Source organism: Streptomyces afghaniensis (assembly GCF_044327915.1).
Classification (GTDB): domain Bacteria; phylum Actinomycetota; class Actinomycetes; order Streptomycetales; family Streptomycetaceae; genus Streptomyces; species Streptomyces afghaniensis.
Genome location: NZ_JBIRGJ010000005.1, coordinates 137278 through 155511, shown reverse-complemented (window position 1 = coordinate 155511; position 18234 = coordinate 137278). Strand labels below are relative to the sequence as shown.

The following is an 18234-nucleotide window of genomic DNA, read 5'->3' as shown; positions in this document are numbered from 1 at the left end:
TGTTGCGATGCCCGGTTCCACGAACGGTTCGAACGCGACGAAGACCATGGGAGGCATCACCGTCGGCGGCCTCGTCCTGGTGACGGCCTACACGGTGGCGCTCGGCAGCAACGGCTGGCTGTGGTTCGGCTGGGTCGTCCTGGGCCTGATCACCCTCGGGATGGTGGTCACCACGAAGAGCACCTGAGAGCTCACTCCTGGATCAGCCGTCCGGCCGAATGCACGCCCGGCTGGTACTTCGGGAGCCGGACGGTGATCTTCATGCCCGCGCCCGTGGCGGTCTCGATGACGAGGCCGTGGTCGTCGCCGTAGACCTGGCGGAGCCGGTCGTCGACGTTGGAGAGCCCTATGCCGCCCGAGGGGCTGACCTCGCGGGCGAGGATGCGGCGGAGCAGGCCGGGGTCCATGCCGGCGCCGTCGTCCTCGATGACGACCAGGGCCTCGGCGCCCGCGTCCTGGGCGGTGATCTGGATGTGGCACTTGTCGGCCTTGCCCTCCAAGCCGTGCTTGACGGCGTTCTCGACGAGCGGCTGGAGGCACAGGAAGGGCAGGGCGACGGGCAGTACCTCCGGGGCGATCTGGAGGGTGACCGAGAGGCGGTCGCCGAAGCGTGCCCGCACGAGCGCCAGGTAGTGGTCGATGGCGTGGAGCTCATCGGCGAGGGTCGTGAAGTCACCGTGCCGGCGGAACGAGTAGCGGGTGAAGTCGGCGAACTCCAGGAGCAGTTCGCGGGCGCGCTCGGGGTCGGTGCGGACGAACGAGGCGATCACCGCGAGCGAGTTGAAGATGAAGTGCGGGGATATCTGGGCCCGCAGCGCCTTGATCTCGGCCTCGATGAGGCGGGTGCGGGACTGGTCCAGGTCCGCGAGCTCCAGCTGTACGGACACCCAGCGGGCCACCTCGCCGGCCGCCCGGACGAGGACCGCGGACTCGCGGGGCGCGCAGGCGACGAGGGCGCCGTGCACGCGGTCGTCGACGGTGAGCGGGGCGACGACCGCCCAGCGCACCGGGCAGTCGAGGAGGTCGCAGGTCAGCTGGAAGGCCTCGCCGCGGCCGGTCTCCAGAGGGCCGGCGAGGCGTTCCATGATCTCGGTGCGGTGGTGGGCGCCGTCGCCGTCCCAGACCAGGACCTGTTTGCGGTCGGTGAGGCACAGGGCGTCCGTGCCGAGCAGGGAACGCAGTTTGCGGGCGGACTTGCGGGCGGTCTCCTCCGTCAGCCCGGCCCGCAGCGGGGGTGCGGCGAGGGTGGCGGTGTGCAGGGTCTCGAAGGTGGCGTGTTCGACGGGCGTGCCCAGACCACCGAGGCTCTTGGGACGTGCCGTGCGCCGGCCGAGCCAGACCCCCAGGGCCAGGACCGGGAGCACGGCGACGCACAGGCCCGCCAGGAATCCGCTCATGCCGTCACCTCCGTGCGCAGTTCCTCGGGCAGGTGGAACCGGGCCAGCACCGCCGCCGTGCCCGGTGGCACCCGGCCGGGGGTGGCCAGGGAGACCAGGATCATGGTGAGGAAGCCCAGCGGCACCGACCAGAGCGCGGGCCAGGCGAGCAGCGCGTGCAGCGCGCCCGCGCCCGGGTAGCCCGCCATGGTCGCGGCGACGGCGAGCAGGGCCGAGCCGCCGCCGACCAGCATGCCGGCGGCCGCGCCGGGCGGGGTGAGCCGCCGCCACCAGATGCCGAGGACGAGCAGCGGGCAGAACGACGACGCGGACACGGCGAAGGCGAGCCCCACCGCGTCGGCCACCGGGAGTCCGCCGACCAGGACGCTCGCCGCGAGGGGCATCGACATCGCGAGGACGGTCCCGAGCCGGAAGTGCCGTACGCCGCGCGCGGGGAGGACGTCCTGGGTGAGCACGCCCGCGACGGCCATGGTGAGCCCCGAGGCCGTGGAGAGGAACGCGGCGAAGGCGCCGCCCGCCACCAGCGCGCCCAGCAGATCGCCGCCCACTCCCCCGATGATGCGGTCGGGCAGCAGGAGGACGGCGGCGTCCGTGTCGCCGGTGAGGGTGAGTTCGGGGGCGTAGAGGCGGCCGAGGGCGCCGTAGACGGGTGGCAGGAGGTAGAAGGCGCCCACCAGGCCGAGGACCGCGACGGTGGTGCGGCGGGCGGCGACGCCGTGCGGGCTGGTGTAGAAGCGGACCACGACGTGCGGCAGGCCCATGGTGCCGAGGAACGTGGCGAGGATCAGCCCGTACGTGGCGTACAGCGGGCGTTCCTCGCGGCTCTCGGCCTGTGCGGGCGACAGGTCGCCGCCGCCGGTGCGCTGTGCCTCGGGGACGGGCGCTCCCTCGGCGAAGGTGAGGCGGGTGCCGCGTTCGACGCGGTGGGTGCCGGTGGGGAGTTCGAGGCGGGTATCGGTGTGCGTACGGCCGTCCACGGTGCCGGTCACCGTCACGGCGAGGGGCCGGTCCAGTTTCAGGTCGATGCTGTCGCCGACACGGACGACGCGCTGCTCGCGGAAGGTGGCCGGTTCGTCGAAGGCGTGGCGGGGGGCTCCGTCGCTCTGCCAGGCGAGGACCAGGAACAGGGCGGGGACGAGCAGGGCGGTGAGTTTCAGCCAGTACTGGAAGGCCTGGACGAAGGTGATGCTGCGCATGCCGCCGGCGGCGACGGTGGCGGTCACGACGACGGCGACGATGACTCCGCCCAGCCAGTCGGGCGCCCCGGTCAGCACGGTCAGGGTCAGTCCGGCCCCCTGGAGCTGGGGCAGCAGATACAGCCAGCCGACGCCGACGACGAAGGCTCCGGCCAGCCGCCGCACGGCCTGGGAGGCGAGGCGGGCCTCGGCGAAGTCGGGGAGCGTGTAGGCACCGGAGCGGCGCAGCGGGGCGGCGACGAAGAGGAGCAGGACCAGGTAGCCGGCGGTGTAGCCGACCGGGTACCAGAGCATGTCGGGGCCCTGGACCAGGACCAGGCCCGCTATGCCCAGGAAAGAGGCGGCGGAGAGGTACTCGCCGCTGATGGCGGCGGCGTTGAGGCGGGGGCCGACGGTGCGGGAGGCGACGTAGAAGTCGGAGGTGGTGCGGGAGATGCGCAGGCCGAAGGCGCCGACCAGGACCGTCGCGACGACGACCAGGGCGACGGCGGGGACGGCGTAGTTGGAGTTCATCGGGCGCCAGTTCGATCGTCGTTCATCGGTCTTCGACGAGGCGTACGAAGTCGCGCTCGTTGCGCTCGGCGCGGCGGACGTACCAGCGGGCGAGCAGGACCAGCGGGGCGTAGAGGCCGAAGCCGAGGACGGCCCACTCCAGGCGGCGGGTGCCGGGCATCGCCGCGAAGAGCAGCGGGAGCGGGCCGATGAGCAGGCCGAGGATCGCGAAGACGGTGAGGGCGGCGCGCAGCTGGGTGCGCATCAGGGAGCGGACGTAGGTGTGGCCGAGGGTGGTCTGCTCGTCGATCTCGGTGCGCGGCCGGTAGTAACCGGAAGCCCTGCGGGTCCGGCGGGGCGGCCCGGTGACGACGACGCGGCGCTCGGTGTGGTCCTGGGGCACCGTCACGTCCTCCTCATGAGCAGGTCGCGCAGTTCGCGCGTGTGGCGCCGGCTGACCTGGAGCTCCTCGGAGCCGACCAGGACGCTGACGGTGCCCGCGTCGAGGCGGAGCTCGCCGATGTGGCGCAGGGCGACGAGGTGGCGGCGGTGGATGCGGACGAAGCCGCGGGAGCGCCAGCGCTCCTCCAGGGTGGACAGCGGGATGCGGACCAGGTGGCTGCCCTTGTCGGTGTGCAGCCGGGCGTAGTCGCCCTGGGCCTCGACGTGGGTGATGTCGTCGACGGCGACGAAGCGGGTCACGCCGCCGAGCTCGACGGGTATGTGGTCGGGGTCGGGCTCGCTCACGGGGATGCGGGGCGCGGCCCCGCGGAGCTCGGCGGCACGCCGTACGGCCTCGGCGAGCCGTTCCTTGCGGACGGGCTTGAGGACGTAGTCGACGGCCTTGAGGTCGAAGGCCTGGACGGCGAAGTCCTCGTGGGCCGTGACGAACACGACGAGCGGCGGCCGGGCGAACCCGGTGAGCAGCCTGGCCAGGTCGAGGCCGTCGAGGCCGGGCATCTGGATGTCGAGGAAGACGACGTCGATCGCCTCCGGCCCGCCCGGACCGGACTCCAGGGCCCGGTTGATGCGGCGCAGCGCCTCGGTCGCGTCGCCGGCGCCCTCCGCGCTGCCGATGCGGGGGTCCGCGTGCAGCAGGTAGAGCAGTTCCTCCAGCGAGGGGCGTTCGTCGTCGACAGCCAGGGCGCGCAGCATGAACCCGGAGTGTAGGGGTGATCCGTACGTCTGGACATGTGCCGGGGGTGGACGTTCGCGCTGGACGCGGTGGCCGCGTCGGGCCGGGCGCGGGGCGGGGTGCCGGTGGATACAGTGCCCGCATGAACAGCAGGTCCTCGCCGTTCGACGAACTCGACCGGAAGATCATCACCGCGTTGATGGCGAACGCCCGGACGTCCTTCGCCGAGATCGGCACGGCGATCGGGCTGTCGGCCACGGCGGTCAAGCGCCGGGTCGACCGGCTGCGGGAGACGGGCGTGATCACCGGCTTCACGGCCACGGTGAAGCCGTCGGCGCTGGGCTGGCGGACCGAGGCCTACGTCGAGGTGTACTGCGAGGGCGCGGCCCCGCCGCGACGGCTCGCGGAGGTCGTGCGCGACTACCCGGAGATCACCGCGGCGATGACCGTGACGGGCGGTGCGGACGCGCTGCTGCACGTGCGGGCGCGGGACGTGGAGCACTTCGAGGAGGTGCTGGAGCGGATCCGCCAGGAGCCCTTCATCCGGAAGACGATCAGCGTGATGGTGCTGTCCCATCTGCTCCCGGAGAGCCCGGAGGCGGGCGCCAGCCAGCCGGCGCCGGAGGAGGTTCCGGGCGGCGCAGCAGACGTGCGCTGACCGGCCGCAAGACGCAGCGTTCCTGCGCGAACACGCAACCTTTGTTCCTTGTCGGCCACCTCCGTCAGTTCCTACCGTTGTGTCAATCCCCAGTCACACACCGTGAGGAAGCGGAGGGACCCCTCTGTGCCCGACTCCCGTGTGCCGCGCCGGCGGCGCTACCTCGTCTGCGAACCCAGACACTTCGCCGTGCAGTACGCGATCAACCCGTGGATGCATCCCGACGAACCCGTCGACGTCATCCGCGCACTGGACCAGTGGCAGGCGCTGGTCGACACTTACCGCGCCCACGGCCATACCGTGGACACTGTGAAACCCGTTCCCGGTCTGCCCGACATGGTCTTCGCCGCGAACGCGGCGGTCGTCGTGGACGGCCGCGTCTTCGGCTCCCTCTTCCACGCGCCCGAGCGCCGCCCCGAATCCGTGCCGTACGAGGCGTGGTTCAAGTCGGAGGGCTACGAGGTCTACCACCCCGAGTCGGTGTGCGAGGGCGAGGGCGACCTGGTGCCGGCCGGCCGCTGGATCCTGGCCGGGACGGGCTTCCGGACCACCCGGGAGGCGCACAGCGAGGTGCAGGAGTACTTCGGGACGCCGGTGATCAGCCTGACGCTGGTCGACCCGTACTTCTACCACCTGGACACGGCGCTCTTCGTCCTCGACGACGACAACATCGCCTACTACCCCGAGGCGTTCTCGCCGGGCAGCCGCGAGGTGCTGGCCCGGCTGTACCCGGACGCGGTGCTCGCCACCCGCGAGGACGCGATGGCGTTCGGGCTCAACTCCGTCTCCGACGGGCGGCACGTGTTCATCTCACCGGGGGCGACGGCCCTGGCCGGCCGGCTCGCCGGCCGTGGTTACGTCCCCGTCCCCGTCGACCTGTCCGAGTTCCAGAAGGCCGGTGGCGGCATCAAGTGCTGCACCCAGGAGATCCGGGAGATCCGCTCATGACCGCACCCGTCCGTACCCAGGACCCGCAGGGGACCCGCGGCTCCCAGGAGCTCATCCGCGCGGAGGAGCCGGTCCTCGCGCACAACTACCACCCGCTGCCCGTGGTCGTCGCCCGCGCCGAGGGCACCTGGGTGGAGGACGTGGAGGGGCGGCGCTACCTCGACATGCTGGCCGGCTATTCGGCGCTCAACTTCGGGCACCGGCACCCGGCACTGATCGAGGCGGCCCATCGCCAGCTCGACCGGCTGACCCTGACCTCGCGGGCCTTCCACAACGACCGGCTCGCCGAGTTCGCGGAGCGGCTGGCGGCGCTGACCGACATGGACATGGTGCTGCCCATGAACACCGGTGCGGAGGCGGTGGAGAGCGGGGTGAAGGTGGCCCGCAAGTGGGCGTACGACGTCAAGGGCGTCCCGGCGGACCGGGCGACGATCGTGGTCGCGGCGGACAACTTCCACGGCCGGACGACGACGATCGTCAGCTTCTCCACGGACGAGACGGCCCGGGCGGGCTTCGGGCCCTTCACGCCGGGCTTCCGGATCGTGCCGTACAACGACCTGGCCGCGCTGGAGGAGGCGGTCGACGAGACCACGGCCGCGGTGCTGATCGAGCCGGTCCAGGGCGAGGCCGGGGTGATCATCCCGGACGACGGCTACCTGGCCGGCGTGCGGGAGCTGACCCGCCGCAAGGGGTGCCTGTTCGTCGCGGACGAGATCCAGTCCGGGCTCGGCCGTACGGGCAGCACGCTGGCCGTCGAGCACGAGTCGGTCGTGCCGGACGTGGTGCTGCTGGGCAAGGCGCTGGGCGGCGGCATCGTGCCGGTGTCCGCGGTGGTCGGGCGCCGGGAGGTGCTCGGGGTGCTGCACCCCGGAGAGCACGGGTCGACCTTCGGCGGCAACCCGCTGGCGGCCGCGGTCGGCACGGCGGTGGTCGAGCTGCTGGAGACGGGCGAGTTCCAGCGCCGCGCGACCGAGCTGGGCGCGGTCCTGCGGGACGGTCTGACCGGGCTGGTCGGCAAGGGCGTCGTCGGCTTCCGCTCGCGGGGGCTGTGGGCGGGCGTCGACGTCGACCCCGCGCTCGGCACGGGCCGCGAGATCAGCGAACGCCTCATGCGGGAGGGAATCCTGGTCAAGGACACTCACGGCTCCACGATCCGGCTGGCCCCACCGCTCACCATCACGACCGAGGAGCTCGAAGGGGCACTCGGCTCGCTGGAGAAGGTGCTGCGGTAGGAGACAGAGGGGCTGCGGCGGACCGAGGGCCGAACGCGCCACGAGCCGCCCGGCGAGTGCGCCGTCAACCGCCCCGACCGGCCCCGTACAAGCCGCCCCCGCGTGCCGGAAGGGTGAAGATTGGGGCAAGAGGTGGTAGACCACTCTCAGCGACAGAGAGGTCGGCCGTGGGCGCACACGAGGAGTACGGTCGGCGGCGGTTCGACGTGGCCGACGCCGTGCCCCTGTTGCTCGATCCGCAGGGCGTGGTGACGGGCTGGACCAGCGAGGCCCGGCGGCTGCTGGCGTACCCGGCTGCCGAGGCGGTCGGCAGGAAGCTGGCGGATCTGCTGACCGCCGAGGACGCGCAGCGCGTGCCGGACCTGGTCGAGCGGTGCCGCAGGGACGGCGGCTGGACGGGGCTGCTGACGGCCCGCCACCGGGACGGGCAGCCGGTGAGGGTCGCGGCCCGAATCACCTCGGCCGAGGAGGCGCACGGCGCCTCACGCTGGCTGGTGCTGCTGTCGGAGCTGGCCGACGCGCCCGGCTGGGACATGAGCCGCACGGTGCTGGAGCGGATGGTGGCCGACGCCCCGGTCGGTATCGCGATCGTGGACACGGACCTGCGTTTCGTGTGGTCGAACGCCGCTCTGGAGCAGTTCGGCGGCGGACCGCCACCCCGGCGGCTCGGCCTGCGCTTCGCGGACGTGCAGCCGGGCCTGGACGCCCAGGCGGTCGAGGCGCAGATGCGGCACGTGCTGGAGACCGGTGAGGCCGTGGTCGGGTACGAGCACGTGGGCCGTGTGGTGTCGGCGCCGCTGCGCGAGACCGCGCACATGCTGTCGTTCACCCGGCTGGAGGACGACCGGGGCCGTCCGTTGGGCGTGTACTACACGGTCGTCGACATGACCGAGCGGCACCGCGCCCGGCAGCGGCTGGCACTCCTCGACCGGGCCAACGAGAACATCGGCCGCAGCCTGGACCTCACGCGCACCGCGCAGGAACTGGCCGACGTGACCGTGCCGGGACTGGCCGACCTCGTCACCGTGGACCTGCTGGAGACGGTGCTGAGGGGCGCCGAGGTGACGCCCGGGCCGCTCGCGGACACCGATCCGGTGGCGCTGCGCCGGGCGGGCCACCGGTCCACGCAGGAGGGCGTCCCGCAGGCCGTCGTCGGGATCGGCGAGGTCGCGACGTACCCGGCCGGGTCGCCCCCGGTCCGCTGTCTGACCACGGGACGGACCTGGCACGCGGAGCGGCTCGACCCACTGGACCGGGTGTGGGTCACGGACGTCCCGGGCGGCCGGCGATCCACGTTCTCGGAGCTGGGCCTGCACAGCGTGATGGTCGTGCCGATCCGGGCTCGCGGCACCACCCTCGGGATCACCACCCTCTTCCGGCGCCACGGCCGGGAGCCCTTCGACGGGGAGGACCTGCGACTGGCCGAGGACCTCGTCTCCCGCGCGGCCGTCTGCGTGGACAACGCCCGGCGCTACACGCGCGAGCGCGACGCCGCGCTCGTCCTCCAGCGCAGTCTGCTCCCCCACCGGCTGCCCGAGCAGGACGCGGTCGAGGTGGCCGCGTGTTACCGGCCCGCGGACGAGCTGACCGGCCTGGGCGGCGACTGGTACGACCTCATCCCGCTGTCCGGGGCGCGCGTCGCGCTCGTCGTGGGCGAGGTGCCCGGGCACGGCATCGACGCCGCCGCGGCCATGGGGCAGTTGCGGACGGCCGTACGGACGCTGGCCGTTCAGGATCTGCCACCCGAGGAGGTACTGGCCCATCTGGACGACCTGGTGGCGCGGTCGGCCCGGGAAGAGGGCGCCGAACCGGGCACGGTGGGCTCCGCGGGCACGCAGCGCGTGGGCTCCGGATGTGTGTACGTCGTCTACGACCCGGTCGACGGCGGGTGCGCGATGGCCGCCGCGGGCCATCCGGTGCCGGCCGTGGTCCGGCCCGACGGCTCGGTCACGTTCGTCGATCTCCCGCAGGGGCCGCCGCTCGGCGTGGGCGGTCCGCCCTTCGAGGCGGTCGAGCTGTCCCTCGAGGAGGGCAGCACCCTCGCCCTGCACACGGACGGGCTGCTGGCCCGGACCGAGACCTGGGCCGTCGACGCCGGCCGGGAACGGCTGCGCCGGGCGCTGCAGGGGGCGGGCCCGCTCGATGCGCACTGCCGGAGCGTCGTCGACGCGCTGGTCCCGGCGCGCCCCTACGACGACGTGGCCCTGCTGATGGCCCGTACGAAGCGCCTGGGCACCGAGCAGGTCGCGGCCTGGGATCTGGACCCGGACCCAGCCCTCGTCGCCGACGCCCGCCGCCGGGCCACCCGGCAGCTTGCCCGCTGGGGGCTGGAGGAACTGGCGTTCACCACGGAACTGGTGGTGAGCGAGCTGGTCACCAACGCCATCCGGCATGCCGGCGGGCCCATCCGGCTCCGCCTGATCCGGGAGCGCGCCCTGGTCTGCGAGGTCTTCGACAGCGGCGCCACCGCGCCCCATCTGCGCCATCCCCGCACCACGGACGAGGGCGGGCGCGGTCTGCTGCTGGTCTCCCAGCTGACCCAGCGGTGGGGCACGCGGTTCGTCCCCGAGGGGAAGGTCATCTGGGCGGAGCAGTCCCTGACGGAGCTCGCCGAGCTGCCCGTGGCGGCGCTCCTGGAGTGAAGCCGGAGCCAGGTTCGCCCATACCGTGGGAAACTGGTCAGACCCGGCAGTGGTGAGGCGGCAGCCATGACGGATTCGGCGATCGACTACTCGGCGGTGTTCCAGGCCCTGCCCGGCATGGTGGCGCTGCTGACGCCCGAGCTGGTGTACGCGGACGTCAACGAGGAGTTCGTCCGGGTGTCCGGCCGCTCCCGCGAGCAGCTGGTCGGGCACTACCTGTTCGACGTCTTCCCCGACAACCCCAACGATCCGGCCTCGACGGGCATGCGCAACCTGGAGGCCTCGCTGTACCGGGTCCTGGCGACCGGGGAACGTGACGCCATGGCCCTCCAGCGCTACGACGTCGAGGATCCCGAGCGGCCCGGGCAGTGGCAGGAGCGCTACTGGAGTCCGGTGAACGCGCCGCTGCTCGGCCCCGACGGCAAGGTGGCGCTGATCCTGCACCGGGTGGAGGAGGTCACGGAGCTGATCCGGGCCCGGGGCCGCTCGGGGGGAGGCCGGGGCGGCCGGTCCCGGGTCCTGGAAGCCGAGCTGTACACCCGCGCCCGCGAGCTCCAGGAGCTCAACGAGCGGCTGCGTCAGGCGCACTCCCGGGAGCGGGAGGTGGCCATGGCGCTCCAGGAGGCGATGCTGCCCGACCGCCGTCAGGTCAGCCACCACCACCGGGCCGCCGTCCGGTACCGGCCCGCCGTGGGCGCGCTGAACGTGTGCGGGGACTGGTACGACCTGGTCGACCTGGTCGGCGGCAACCGGGTCGGCGTGTCCGTGGGTGACGTGGTCGGGCACGGGCTGGCGGCCGCCGGTGTCATGGGCCAGCTGCGCAGCGCGCTCAGCGCGGCCTCCCGGGTCGCCGAGGGCCCGGCCCAGGCCCTGGACGTGCTGGGGCGCTACGCCCATGTGGTCGAGGGCGCCGAGTCGGCGACCGCCGTGACGACCTTCATCGACTTCGACCGGCACGCCATCGCCTACAGCAGCGCCGGCCATCTCCCGCCCGTACTGATCCACCCCGACGGCCGTGCCGAGTTCCTCGACGGGGCCACGGACACGCCGCTCGACGCCCGCCCCGACCCGATCCCGAGACCACAGGCCGAGACGGCGTTCACGCCGGGTGCCACGCTCGTGCTGTACACCGACGGCCTGGTCGAGCGGCGCGGCGAGGACATCGACACCGGCCTGGCGCGTCTCGCCGACGCGCTGTACCGGAACCGGGAGCAGGATCCCGAGCGCCTCGCCGACACCGTCCTGCTGGAACTGCTGCCGCCCGGCGGCGCCACCGACGACACCGCCCTGATCATCGTGCGGCTGTGAGCCGGGCTTCAGCGGCGGGTGCCGCCGTGGTCGAGCAGCCGTACGCGGTCCACGTTCTGCCGGTCCTCGGCGTCCGCGCTGGGCTCGCCGGCGAACCACGCGTCGAGGATCTCCTTCAGCAGCGGCTCGGACGTGAGCCGCAGGCTGAGCGCGAGGACGTTGGCGTCGTTCCAGCGGCGGGCCCCGTCGGCCGTGTAGGCGTCCGTGCACAGGGCGGCCCGGACGCCCGGCACCTTGTTCGCGGCGATCGAGGCGCCCGTGCCGGTCCAGCAGCACACCACCGCCTGGTCGGCCGCGCCGTCGGCGACCTCGCGGGCCGCGGCCTGAGAGCACACCGCCCACTGGGGGTCGTCCCCGGGGCGCAGCGCGCCGTGCGGGCGCACCTCGTGTCCTCGCTCGCGCAGCGCGGCCACGAGGGCGCGGGCGACGGGCTCGTCCATGTCCGAGGAAACAGAGATCCGCATGCTTCGCAGACTACTCGCCGGGGCCGCAAGAACCAGGGGTTGGCCAGGCACCCCTCGTATCCCGCCACGCGGGCCGTTCGGCTTGCCGGTCACCCGCATGGAGCAGCACGCTGGTCCCGCGGTCCTCCCCAGCCGCATGAGCACCACCGGAGACACCTCCCTGACTGACCGTCAGTCAATCTGCAAAGGATCGGCGCGGTCCGGTCGCACGAGGTGCCCGGTGGCCATGCCTGCACCTACACTGGCACCCCACGACATGCCGGTTGACCTGCTGGAACGCGGCGGTTGAAGTCCACCGCAAGAGTCGAGGAGCGCCCGCTTTGTTCTACTACCTGCTGAAATACGTGCTGCTGGGACCGCTGCTGCGACTGGTTTTCCGGCCTCGAATAGAAGGCCTGGAGCACGTCCCTTCGGAGGGCGCCGCCATCATCGCCGGCAATCACCTGTCGTTCTCGGACCACTTCCTGATGCCCGCGGTCCTCAAGCGGCGCATCACCTTCCTCGCGAAGGCCGAGTACTTCACGGGCCCCGGCATCAAGGGCCGCCTGACGGCGTCGTTCTTCCGCAGCGCCGGGCAGATCCCCGTCGACCGCTCCGGCAAGGACGCCGGGCAGGCCGCGATCCGCGAGGGACTCGGCGTGCTGAGCAAGGACGAGTTGCTCGGCATCTACCCGGAGGGCACGCGCTCGCACGACGGCCGGCTCTACAAGGGCAAGGTCGGCGTCGCGGTCATGGCCCTCAAGGCCGGTGTCCCGGTCATCCCCTGCGCGATGATCGGCACCTTCGAGGCCCAGCCGCCCGGCAAGGTCATCCCCAACGTCCACCCCGTCGTGATCCGCTTCGGCAAGCCCCTCGACTTCTCCCGCTACGAGGGCATGGAGAACGAGAAGGCCATCCTGCGCGCCGTCACCGACGAGATCATGTACGCGATCCTCTCCCTGTCCGGGCAGGAGTACGTCGACCAGTACGCGGCCGTCGTGAAGGCCGAGGAGGCCGCCGCCGCGAAGGAGCGGAAGTTCCCGCGCATACCGCTCAGTTGAGGTGTCTGCTGTCGGCAGAAGCCGTATCCGCGGCCGCCTCGGCGATCTAGGGTCGCAGGATGAGACGTGCTGTGGTGATCGGGGCCGGCGGGCAGATCGGGCGGCCGGCGGTGGAGGCGCTGGCGCGGGACGGCTGGGAGGTGACGGCCGCGTCGCGCGGCGGGGCACGGGACGAGGGCTGGCCCGGCGAGGTTCGGGCGGTGCGGCTGGACCGCGAGGACGACGCGGCGCTCGGCGCGCTGATCGGCGACGGCTGCGACCTCGTGGTCGACATCGTCGCCTACGGAGCCCGGCACGCACGGCAGTTGACCGGGGCGGCCGACCGCATCGGCTCGGCCGTGGTCGTGTCGACGGTGTCGGTGTACGAGGACGGCACGGGCCGCGGCTTCGACACGATGAGCGAACCGGGCGGTTTCCCGCAGTACCCCGTGCCCGTCTCGGAGGACCAGCCGACGGTCCCGCCGGGGGACGCCACCTACAGCACCGGCAAGGCCGCACTGGAGCGGGAACTCCTCGCGGCGGGCGACCGGTTGCCCGCGACCCTGCTGCGCGCGGGGGCGATCCACGGCCCCCACAGCCCGCTCCCCCGCGAGCTGTACTTCGTGAAACGGAACCTCGACGGCCGGCGCAGGCGGGTGCTCGCCCACCGGGGCGAGAGCCGCTTCCACACGTCGGCCGCCCGGAACATCGCCGAACTGATCCGGCTGGCGGCCGCCCGGCCCGGCTCGCGGGTGCTCAACGCCTGTGATCCGCAGCCGCCGACGGTGGCCGAGATCGGAGCGGCGGTGGACGCGGTGATGGGAGTGGAGACGGAGACCGTGCTGGTGGACGGGGCGGCACCCTCGCCGTCCGTGGGCAGCTCGCCCTGGTCGGTGGAGCTGCCGGTGGTCTTCGACATGACGGCGGCGGAACGGGAGTTGGGCTACCGGCCGGTCGTGTCCTACGCCGAGAGCCTGCCGGAGACGGTCGACTGGCTCACCCGCCGAGTGTCCGGGCAGGACTGGCAGGATGCGTTCCCGACGCTCGCACGGATCTATCCCGACCTGTTCGACTACGCGGCGGAGGACGCCTCCTTCGGGACCTGAGGGAGGCCTACGCCTCCATGAGAGACGCCGACGCCTCGTCCAGCAGCCGTCGCAGCCGCAGCGCGTCCGGCGCCACGGCGGTCACCAGGGCGGCGGGACCGGCGAGCGGGACGACCGAGGCCCCTTCTCCGAGTGCCCGGGCCGGCACCGGCTCGGCGGCGAACTCCGGTCGTACGACGACCAGTTGCCCGACCGCCCGGTGACCGGCGAGCACCGCGGGGCCGTCCCAGCCGCCCGGCGCGCCGGGCCCGCAGGCCAGTTCCTGGTCGAGCACGACCTGCCCGGCGACCCGCACGGTCAGCCGGCTCGTCAGCCGCCCGGGCTCTTCACCGGCCCGGCCGAGCACCTGCTCCTCGCGCAGCACGAGCCGGGCCGTGGCGGCGAGTTCGATGCGGGTCGTCACGTACAGATCACTGCCCTGGGCGGAGATCAACTGCTCGGGCAGCCAGTGCAGTTCGGCCCGGTCGGCGACATCGAGCCGGACGTCGTAGCGGGCCTCTCCCTTGGCCTGACCCGGCAGGGCGATGGTGGCGGCGGCCGAACCGACGGACAGCCGCGCTCCCTCCTCCACCCGGGCCCGCACGGTGAAGTGGTCGCCGCCGAGCGGCCCGCTCATCGCCCCGACCAGCATGACCCGTGCCTCGGTGCCGCTCGCCCGCGTGCGCCGCAGCGCCAGAGGCCCGTCACTCTCCAGCACGGGCAGGGCCGTGCTGCCCCGGCCGTCGTCCCGGGCGACGATCCTCGCGACGGAGCGCACCCCGGCGCTGTTCACGCCCGTGCCGTCCACGCGGCGAGCTGCGCACGCACCCAGGCGGCGACATCCGACACCCCGGGCTCGCTGCGCAGCGACTGGAAGACGACCGGCAGCTCGGCCCGCTGCGCCTTGGCGTCGGCCGCCATCCGCGCGAGGTCCGAGCCGACGTACGGCGCGAGGTCGGTCTTGTTGACGACGAGCAGGTCGGCGGTGGTCACGCCCGGCCCGCCCTTGCGCGGAATGTCGTCGCCCCCTGCCACGTCGATCACGAAGATCTGCGCGTCGACGAGCCCCTTGGAGAAGGTCGCGGTGAGGTTGTCCCCGCCGGACTCCACGAGGACCAGGTCCAGCGGTCCGACCGCGTCCTCCAGGTCCTCCACCGCTTCCAGGTTGGCGGAGATGTCGTCCCGGATCGCGGTGTGCGGGCAGGCTCCCGTCTCCACCGCGGTGATCCGCTCGGGCGGCAGCACGGCCTCCCGGAGCAGGAACTCGGCGTCCTCGCGGGTGTAGATGTCGTTGGTGACGACCGCGAGGGACAGCTCGTCCCGCAACGCGCGGCACAGCGCGGCGACGGTGGCGGTCTTCCCGGACCCCACGGGCCCGCCGAGTCCGATCCGCAGGGCCCGGCGGCTGCCGTCGGGGCGGAGGGCGTCGGCGCTCACGGCCCCGGGGCCGTCGTGGGTGAGGTCGTGGTCGAGGTGCATGGGGCGGCTCCTGCGTTCTTGTCCGACTGATTCGAGTGGTGGTCCGGGGGGATTGATCGAGTGCCTATGAGGCGAACAGCCGCACGGGCCAGGCCGCGTGCACCTCCGCCCCGATCTCCAGCAACGGCGCCGACCCCGCCGGCAGGGCGTCGACCCCCTCGTCGACCACCCTCCGTGCCGCCTCCACCGCCCGGTCCACGACGCGGTCCACGTCCGGCGCCAGCCGGGCCAGCACCCCCGTCGCGTCGAAGGGGTCAAGACTCAGCAACCGCACCGTCGCCGTGGCGGGCCCGCTGACGCTCTCGTACGCCGCGCAGTACGCCGCGTCGACCGGCCCGAGACCGGCCGCCCGCGCCGCCAGCCCCAGCACCACCGGCTGGTGGGCGCCCTTGGGGAACTCCCTCGCCAGCGCGTCCAGTTCGGCGGACGGCCAGGTCGCCCGGGCGGCCCGCATCAGCTGCCGTCCCAGCTTGCGCGCGGCGCCCCGCAGCGCGGGCGAGGGCGTACGGGCGTCCGCGGCACGGTCCAGCGTGACCGGGTCGATCCCCAGCGCGGCAGCCGCGGAAAGGGACGCCGCCACCGAACCGGCGGTGTGCAGCCGCCCCCGGCAGAAGTCCGCCAGGCTCGCCGCTCCCCTGATCCGCCCGGCCTTGACGGCCGCCTCCGCCCCGCCGGAGTGGGCGTGGCCGCCGGCGGGGAACCGGCCGTCGGCCAGGACGAGAAGTGCCGCACGTGACATCAGGACGTCCTCAGAACAGGAAGTACCGCTGGGCCATGGGCAGTTCGGCCGCCGGTGCCGCCTCGACCAGCTCGCCGTCGATGTGCACGGCGAAGCTGTCGGGATCGACCCGTACCTCGGGCCGGGCGTCGTTCTCCCGCATGTCGGCCTTGGTGACCCCGCGCGTCGACTCGATCGCCACGAACCGCTTCCCGAGGCCCAGCCGCTCCGGCAGCCCGTCCTCGACGGCCAGGGGCGCGACGAAGTTCACGGAGTTGGCGGCGGGCGACCGCCCGATCGCCCCGAACATCGGGCGCGGCAGGACCGGCTGCGGTGTGGGGATCGAGGCGTTGGCGTCGCCCATCTGCGCGTAGGCGATCTGCCCGCTCTTGATCACGAGGTGCGGCTTGACGCCGAAGAAGGCCGGCTCCCACAGCACCAGGTCGGCCAGCTTGCCGCTCTCCACCGACCCGATCTCCCGGGCCAGGCCCTGGGCGAGCGCCGGGTTGATCGTGTACTTGGCGACATAGCGACGTACCCGCCGGTTGTCGGCGCGGCCGTCCCCGGGCAGCGCACCCCGGCGCCGCTTCATCACGTGCGCGGTCTGCCAGGTCCGCATGACGACCTCGCCCACGCGCCCCATGGCCTGGGAGTCGGAGGAGATGATCGAGATCGCGCCCAGGTCGTGCAGCACGTCCTCGGCGCCGATCGTGGACGGCCGGATCCTGGATTCGGCGAAGGCCAGGTCCTCCGGCACGGCCGGGTTGAGGTGGTGGCACACCATCAGCATGTCGAGGTGTTCCTCGGCGGTGTTGACGGTGAACGGCCGGGTCGGATTCGTGGAGCTCGGCAGCACGTGCGGCTCGGAGACCACGGTCATGATGTCCGGCGCGTGCCCGCCGCCCGCGCCCTCGGTGTGGTACGCATGGATGCCCCGCCCGGCGATCGCGGCGAGCGTGTCGCCGACGAAACCGGCCTCGTTCAGCGTGTCCGTGTGGATGGCGACCTGGACGCCGGTCTGTCCGGCGACGGTCAGCGAGGCGTCGATGACGGCCGGGGTCGAGCCCCAGTCCTCGTGCAGCTTCAGGCCGAGTGCCCCGCCCCGGATCTGCGAGAGCATCGCCTCGTGGGAGACGGTGTTGCCCTTGCCTAGCAGACCGATGTTGAGCGGATAGGCCTCCATGGCCTCCAGCATCCGCGCGAGATGCCAGGGCCCGGGGGTCACCGTGGTGGCCTTGGAGCCCTCCGCGGGGCCCGTGCCGCCGCCGACGAGGGTCGTGATGCCCGCGGACAGCGCCTCGTCGGCGATCTGCGGGCAGATGAAGTGCACGTGGGCGTCGATCGCGCCGGCCGTGAGGATCCGCCCGTTGCCGGCGATGATCTCGGTCTCGGGGCCGATGACCAGGTCCGGGTGCACACCGTCCATGGTGTCGGGGTTGCCGGCCTTGCCGATCCCGGTGATCCGCCCGTCGCGGATACCGACGTCGGCCTTGACGATGCCCCAGTGGTCGATGATCACCGCGCCGGTGACGACGGTGTCCGGGGTGCCCTCCGCACGGGTGGTGCGCGCCTGGCCCATGGACTCGCGGATGACCTTGCCGCCGCCGAACACGGCCTCGTCGCCGGCGCGCCCGGGCCCGCCGGAACGATCCTCCTCGATCTCGACCACCAGATCGGTGTCGGCGAGCCGGATCCGGTCGCCGGTCGTCGGGCCGAACAGGTCGGCGTACGCGGCACGCGAGATCTCAGGCATCGAGGGCACCTCCGGTCTCCCCGCGCAGACCGGGCACGACGCGGGCGCCGGTCAGCGGAACGAGTTCGACATCGACGGGGATCCCGGGTTCGAAGCGCACGGCCGTGCCGGCGGCGACGTTCAGCCGCTTGCCGCGCGCGGCGGCGCGGTCGAACTCCAGACCGGGATTGGCCTCGGCGAAGTGGTAGTGGGAGCCGACCTGGACGGGCCGGTCGGCGGCGTTGAGGACGGTGAGCCGGGTGACCTCGCGGCCCTCGTTGTACGCAATCGGTCCGTCGGCGAAGAGGATCTCTCCGGGAATCACGGCGGTCTCCTCGTCAGACGATCGGATCGTGAACGGTGACGAGCTTGGTGCCGTCCGGGAACGTCGCCTCCACCTGCACGTCGTGGATCATCTCCGGGATGCCCTCCATGACGTCGTCCCTGGTGAGCAGCTTGCGCCCGGAGGACATGAGCTCGGCGACGGTACGGCCGTCACGCGCGCCTTCGAGGATGTGCGACGTGATGAGCGCGATGGCCTCGGGGTGGTTGAGCTTCAGCCCTCGGGCCCGGCGCTTCTCTGCCACGTCGGCCGCCACGTGGATCAGCAGCCTCTCTTGCTCGTGCGGGGTCAGTTGCACGTCCCACCTCACAGTCCTCGCTCCGGACCGTGCGGGGCCCGGCTGCCGCAGCCACGGGGGAAAAGCCCTGGTGGCGTGGCGGCAGGCT

General features: G+C 72.8%; 19 protein-coding genes. 8 read left to right on the top strand and 11 right to left on the bottom strand.

The window, feature by feature from the left end; genetic code table 11:
* Window positions 1-7 precede the first annotated feature (7 nt).
* On the top strand, window positions 8-187 hold the full coding sequence (locus ACH4G3_RS19480; protein ID WP_020275386.1) for a hypothetical protein: 180 nt from the start codon (window positions 8-10) through the stop codon (window positions 185-187).
* A 4-nt stretch (window positions 188-191) separates the two neighbouring features.
* Here ACH4G3_RS19480 and ACH4G3_RS19475 read toward each other — a convergent pair whose 3' ends face one another.
* The 4 genes from ACH4G3_RS19475 to ACH4G3_RS19460 are packed head-to-tail and all read right to left on the bottom strand — an operon-like array spanning window position 192 to window position 4240.
* Window positions 192-1397, bottom strand: a complete 1206-nt coding sequence (locus ACH4G3_RS19475) for a sensor histidine kinase (protein ID WP_397625653.1) — start codon at window positions 1395-1397, stop codon at window positions 192-194.
* Window positions 1394-3106: a sodium/solute symporter gene (locus ACH4G3_RS19470; RefSeq protein WP_397625652.1), complete on the bottom strand. Its 1713-nt coding sequence runs from the start codon at window positions 3104-3106 to the stop codon at window positions 1394-1396. The genes ACH4G3_RS19475 and ACH4G3_RS19470 overlap by 4 nt, the downstream gene beginning before the upstream one ends.
* Window positions 3107-3128: 22 nt before the next feature.
* Window positions 3129-3488, bottom strand: coding sequence for a hypothetical protein (locus tag ACH4G3_RS19465; RefSeq protein WP_397626165.1), 360 nt, complete (start codon window positions 3486-3488; stop codon window positions 3129-3131).
* Window positions 3489-3490: 2 nt separating this feature from the next.
* The gene (locus tag ACH4G3_RS19460; RefSeq protein WP_086558796.1) at window positions 3491-4240 is read right to left on the bottom strand and encodes a LytR/AlgR family response regulator transcription factor; all 750 of its coding nucleotides are present in this window, start codon (window positions 4238-4240) and stop codon (window positions 3491-3493) included.
* Window positions 4241-4362: 122 nt separating this feature from the next.
* Between ACH4G3_RS19460 and ACH4G3_RS19455 the strand changes: the two genes are divergently transcribed.
* The 5 genes from ACH4G3_RS19455 (at window position 4363) to ACH4G3_RS19435 (ending at window position 11008) form a co-directional block, all read left to right on the top strand.
* The gene (locus ACH4G3_RS19455) at window positions 4363-4878 is read left to right on the top strand and encodes an Lrp/AsnC family transcriptional regulator (RefSeq protein WP_397625651.1); all 516 of its coding nucleotides are present in this window, start codon (window positions 4363-4365) and stop codon (window positions 4876-4878) included.
* Window positions 4879-5004: 126 nt separating this feature from the next.
* Window positions 5005-5826, top strand: coding sequence for a dimethylargininase (gene ddaH, locus ACH4G3_RS19450; RefSeq protein ID WP_354739839.1), 822 nt, complete (start codon window positions 5005-5007; stop codon window positions 5824-5826).
* Entirely contained in the window at window positions 5823-7058 is a 1236-nt protein-coding gene (rocD, locus tag ACH4G3_RS19445) for an ornithine--oxo-acid transaminase (protein ID WP_397625650.1), read from the top strand. Before ddaH ends, rocD begins: the two co-directional genes overlap by 4 nt.
* A gap of 167 nt (window positions 7059-7225) precedes the next feature.
* Window positions 7226-9700 (top strand): SpoIIE family protein phosphatase, encoded by a 2475-nt coding sequence (locus ACH4G3_RS19440; RefSeq protein WP_397625649.1) that lies wholly within the window; start codon window positions 7226-7228, stop codon window positions 9698-9700.
* Window positions 9701-9766: 66 nt separating this feature from the next.
* Window positions 9767-11008, top strand: coding sequence for a PP2C family protein-serine/threonine phosphatase (locus ACH4G3_RS19435; RefSeq protein WP_397625648.1), 1242 nt, complete (start codon window positions 9767-9769; stop codon window positions 11006-11008).
* Window positions 11009-11016: 8 nt separating this feature from the next.
* On the opposite strand, the gene ACH4G3_RS19430 is transcribed toward ACH4G3_RS19435, so the two are convergent.
* Window positions 11017-11472 carry an RpiB/LacA/LacB family sugar-phosphate isomerase gene (locus ACH4G3_RS19430; RefSeq protein WP_397625647.1) on the bottom strand — a complete coding sequence of 152 codons (456 nt, stop codon included), beginning with the start codon at window positions 11470-11472 and terminating at the stop codon, window positions 11017-11019.
* A 320-nt stretch (window positions 11473-11792) separates the two neighbouring features.
* On the opposite strand from ACH4G3_RS19430, the gene ACH4G3_RS19425 reads away from it, so the two are divergent.
* Window positions 11793-12512 carry a lysophospholipid acyltransferase family protein gene (locus tag ACH4G3_RS19425; protein ID WP_397625646.1) on the top strand — a complete coding sequence of 240 codons (720 nt, stop codon included), beginning with the start codon at window positions 11793-11795 and terminating at the stop codon, window positions 12510-12512.
* Window positions 12513-12571: 59 nt separating this feature from the next.
* Window positions 12572-13597 carry an NAD-dependent epimerase/dehydratase family protein gene (locus tag ACH4G3_RS19420; protein WP_397625645.1) on the top strand — a complete coding sequence of 342 codons (1026 nt, stop codon included), beginning with the start codon at window positions 12572-12574 and terminating at the stop codon, window positions 13595-13597.
* Between the two features lie 7 nt (window positions 13598-13604).
* Here ACH4G3_RS19420 and ACH4G3_RS19415 read toward each other — a convergent pair whose 3' ends face one another.
* The 6 genes from ACH4G3_RS19415 to ACH4G3_RS19390 all read right to left on the bottom strand — a co-directional run bounded on the left by ACH4G3_RS19415 (window position 13605) and on the right by ACH4G3_RS19390 (window position 18146).
* Window positions 13605-14384 carry an urease accessory protein UreD gene (locus tag ACH4G3_RS19415; protein WP_354739825.1) on the bottom strand — a complete coding sequence of 260 codons (780 nt, stop codon included), beginning with the start codon at window positions 14382-14384 and terminating at the stop codon, window positions 13605-13607.
* Window positions 14366-15055, bottom strand: a complete 690-nt coding sequence (gene ureG, locus ACH4G3_RS19410) for an urease accessory protein UreG (protein WP_397625644.1) — start codon at window positions 15053-15055, stop codon at window positions 14366-14368. The genes ACH4G3_RS19415 and ureG overlap by 19 nt, the downstream gene beginning before the upstream one ends.
* A gap of 64 nt (window positions 15056-15119) precedes the next feature.
* Complete coding sequence (locus ACH4G3_RS19405; RefSeq protein ID WP_397625643.1) at window positions 15120-15794, bottom strand: urease accessory protein UreF; 675 nt, start codon at window positions 15792-15794, stop codon at window positions 15120-15122.
* A 10-nt stretch (window positions 15795-15804) separates the two neighbouring features.
* The gene (locus ACH4G3_RS19400; RefSeq protein WP_397625642.1) at window positions 15805-17526 is read right to left on the bottom strand and encodes an urease subunit alpha; all 1722 of its coding nucleotides are present in this window, start codon (window positions 17524-17526) and stop codon (window positions 15805-15807) included.
* Window positions 17519-17830: an urease subunit beta gene (locus ACH4G3_RS19395; protein WP_190050893.1), complete on the bottom strand. Its 312-nt coding sequence runs from the start codon at window positions 17828-17830 to the stop codon at window positions 17519-17521. Before ACH4G3_RS19395 ends, ACH4G3_RS19400 begins: the two co-directional genes overlap by 8 nt.
* Before the next feature lie 13 nt (window positions 17831-17843).
* Window positions 17844-18146 (bottom strand): urease subunit gamma, encoded by a 303-nt coding sequence (locus ACH4G3_RS19390; RefSeq protein ID WP_020270782.1) that lies wholly within the window; start codon window positions 18144-18146, stop codon window positions 17844-17846.
* Window positions 18147-18234 lie beyond the last annotated feature (88 nt).

Bases quoted from the DNA above. Each gene is read 5' to 3' on its own strand.
- rocD (WP_397625650.1), top strand. From the start codon at position 5,823: ATGACCGCACCCGTCCGTACCCAGGACCCGCAGGGGACCCGCGGCTCC.
- ACH4G3_RS19420 (WP_397625645.1), top strand. From the start codon at position 12,572: ATGAGACGTGCTGTGGTGATCGGGGCCGGCGGGCAGATCGGGCGGCCG.
- ACH4G3_RS19460 (WP_086558796.1), bottom strand. From the start codon at position 4,240: ATGCTGCGCGCCCTGGCTGTCGACGACGAACGCCCCTCGCTGGAGGAA.
- ureG (WP_397625644.1), bottom strand. From the start codon at position 15,055: ATGCACCTCGACCACGACCTCACCCACGACGGCCCCGGGGCCGTGAGC.
- ACH4G3_RS19435 (WP_397625648.1), top strand. From the start codon at position 9,767: ATGACGGATTCGGCGATCGACTACTCGGCGGTGTTCCAGGCCCTGCCC.
- ACH4G3_RS19475 (WP_397625653.1), bottom strand. From the start codon at position 1,397: ATGAGCGGATTCCTGGCGGGCCTGTGCGTCGCCGTGCTCCCGGTCCTG.
- ACH4G3_RS19400 (WP_397625642.1), bottom strand. From the start codon at position 17,526: ATGCCTGAGATCTCGCGTGCCGCGTACGCCGACCTGTTCGGCCCGACG.
- ACH4G3_RS19405 (WP_397625643.1), bottom strand. From the start codon at position 15,794: ATGTCACGTGCGGCACTTCTCGTCCTGGCCGACGGCCGGTTCCCCGCC.
- ACH4G3_RS19455 (WP_397625651.1), top strand. From the start codon at position 4,363: ATGAACAGCAGGTCCTCGCCGTTCGACGAACTCGACCGGAAGATCATC.
- ACH4G3_RS19430 (WP_397625647.1), bottom strand. From the start codon at position 11,472: ATGCGGATCTCTGTTTCCTCGGACATGGACGAGCCCGTCGCCCGCGCC.
- ACH4G3_RS19470 (WP_397625652.1), bottom strand. From the start codon at position 3,106: ATGAACTCCAACTACGCCGTCCCCGCCGTCGCCCTGGTCGTCGTCGCG.
- ACH4G3_RS19480 (WP_020275386.1), top strand. From the start codon at position 8: ATGCCCGGTTCCACGAACGGTTCGAACGCGACGAAGACCATGGGAGGC.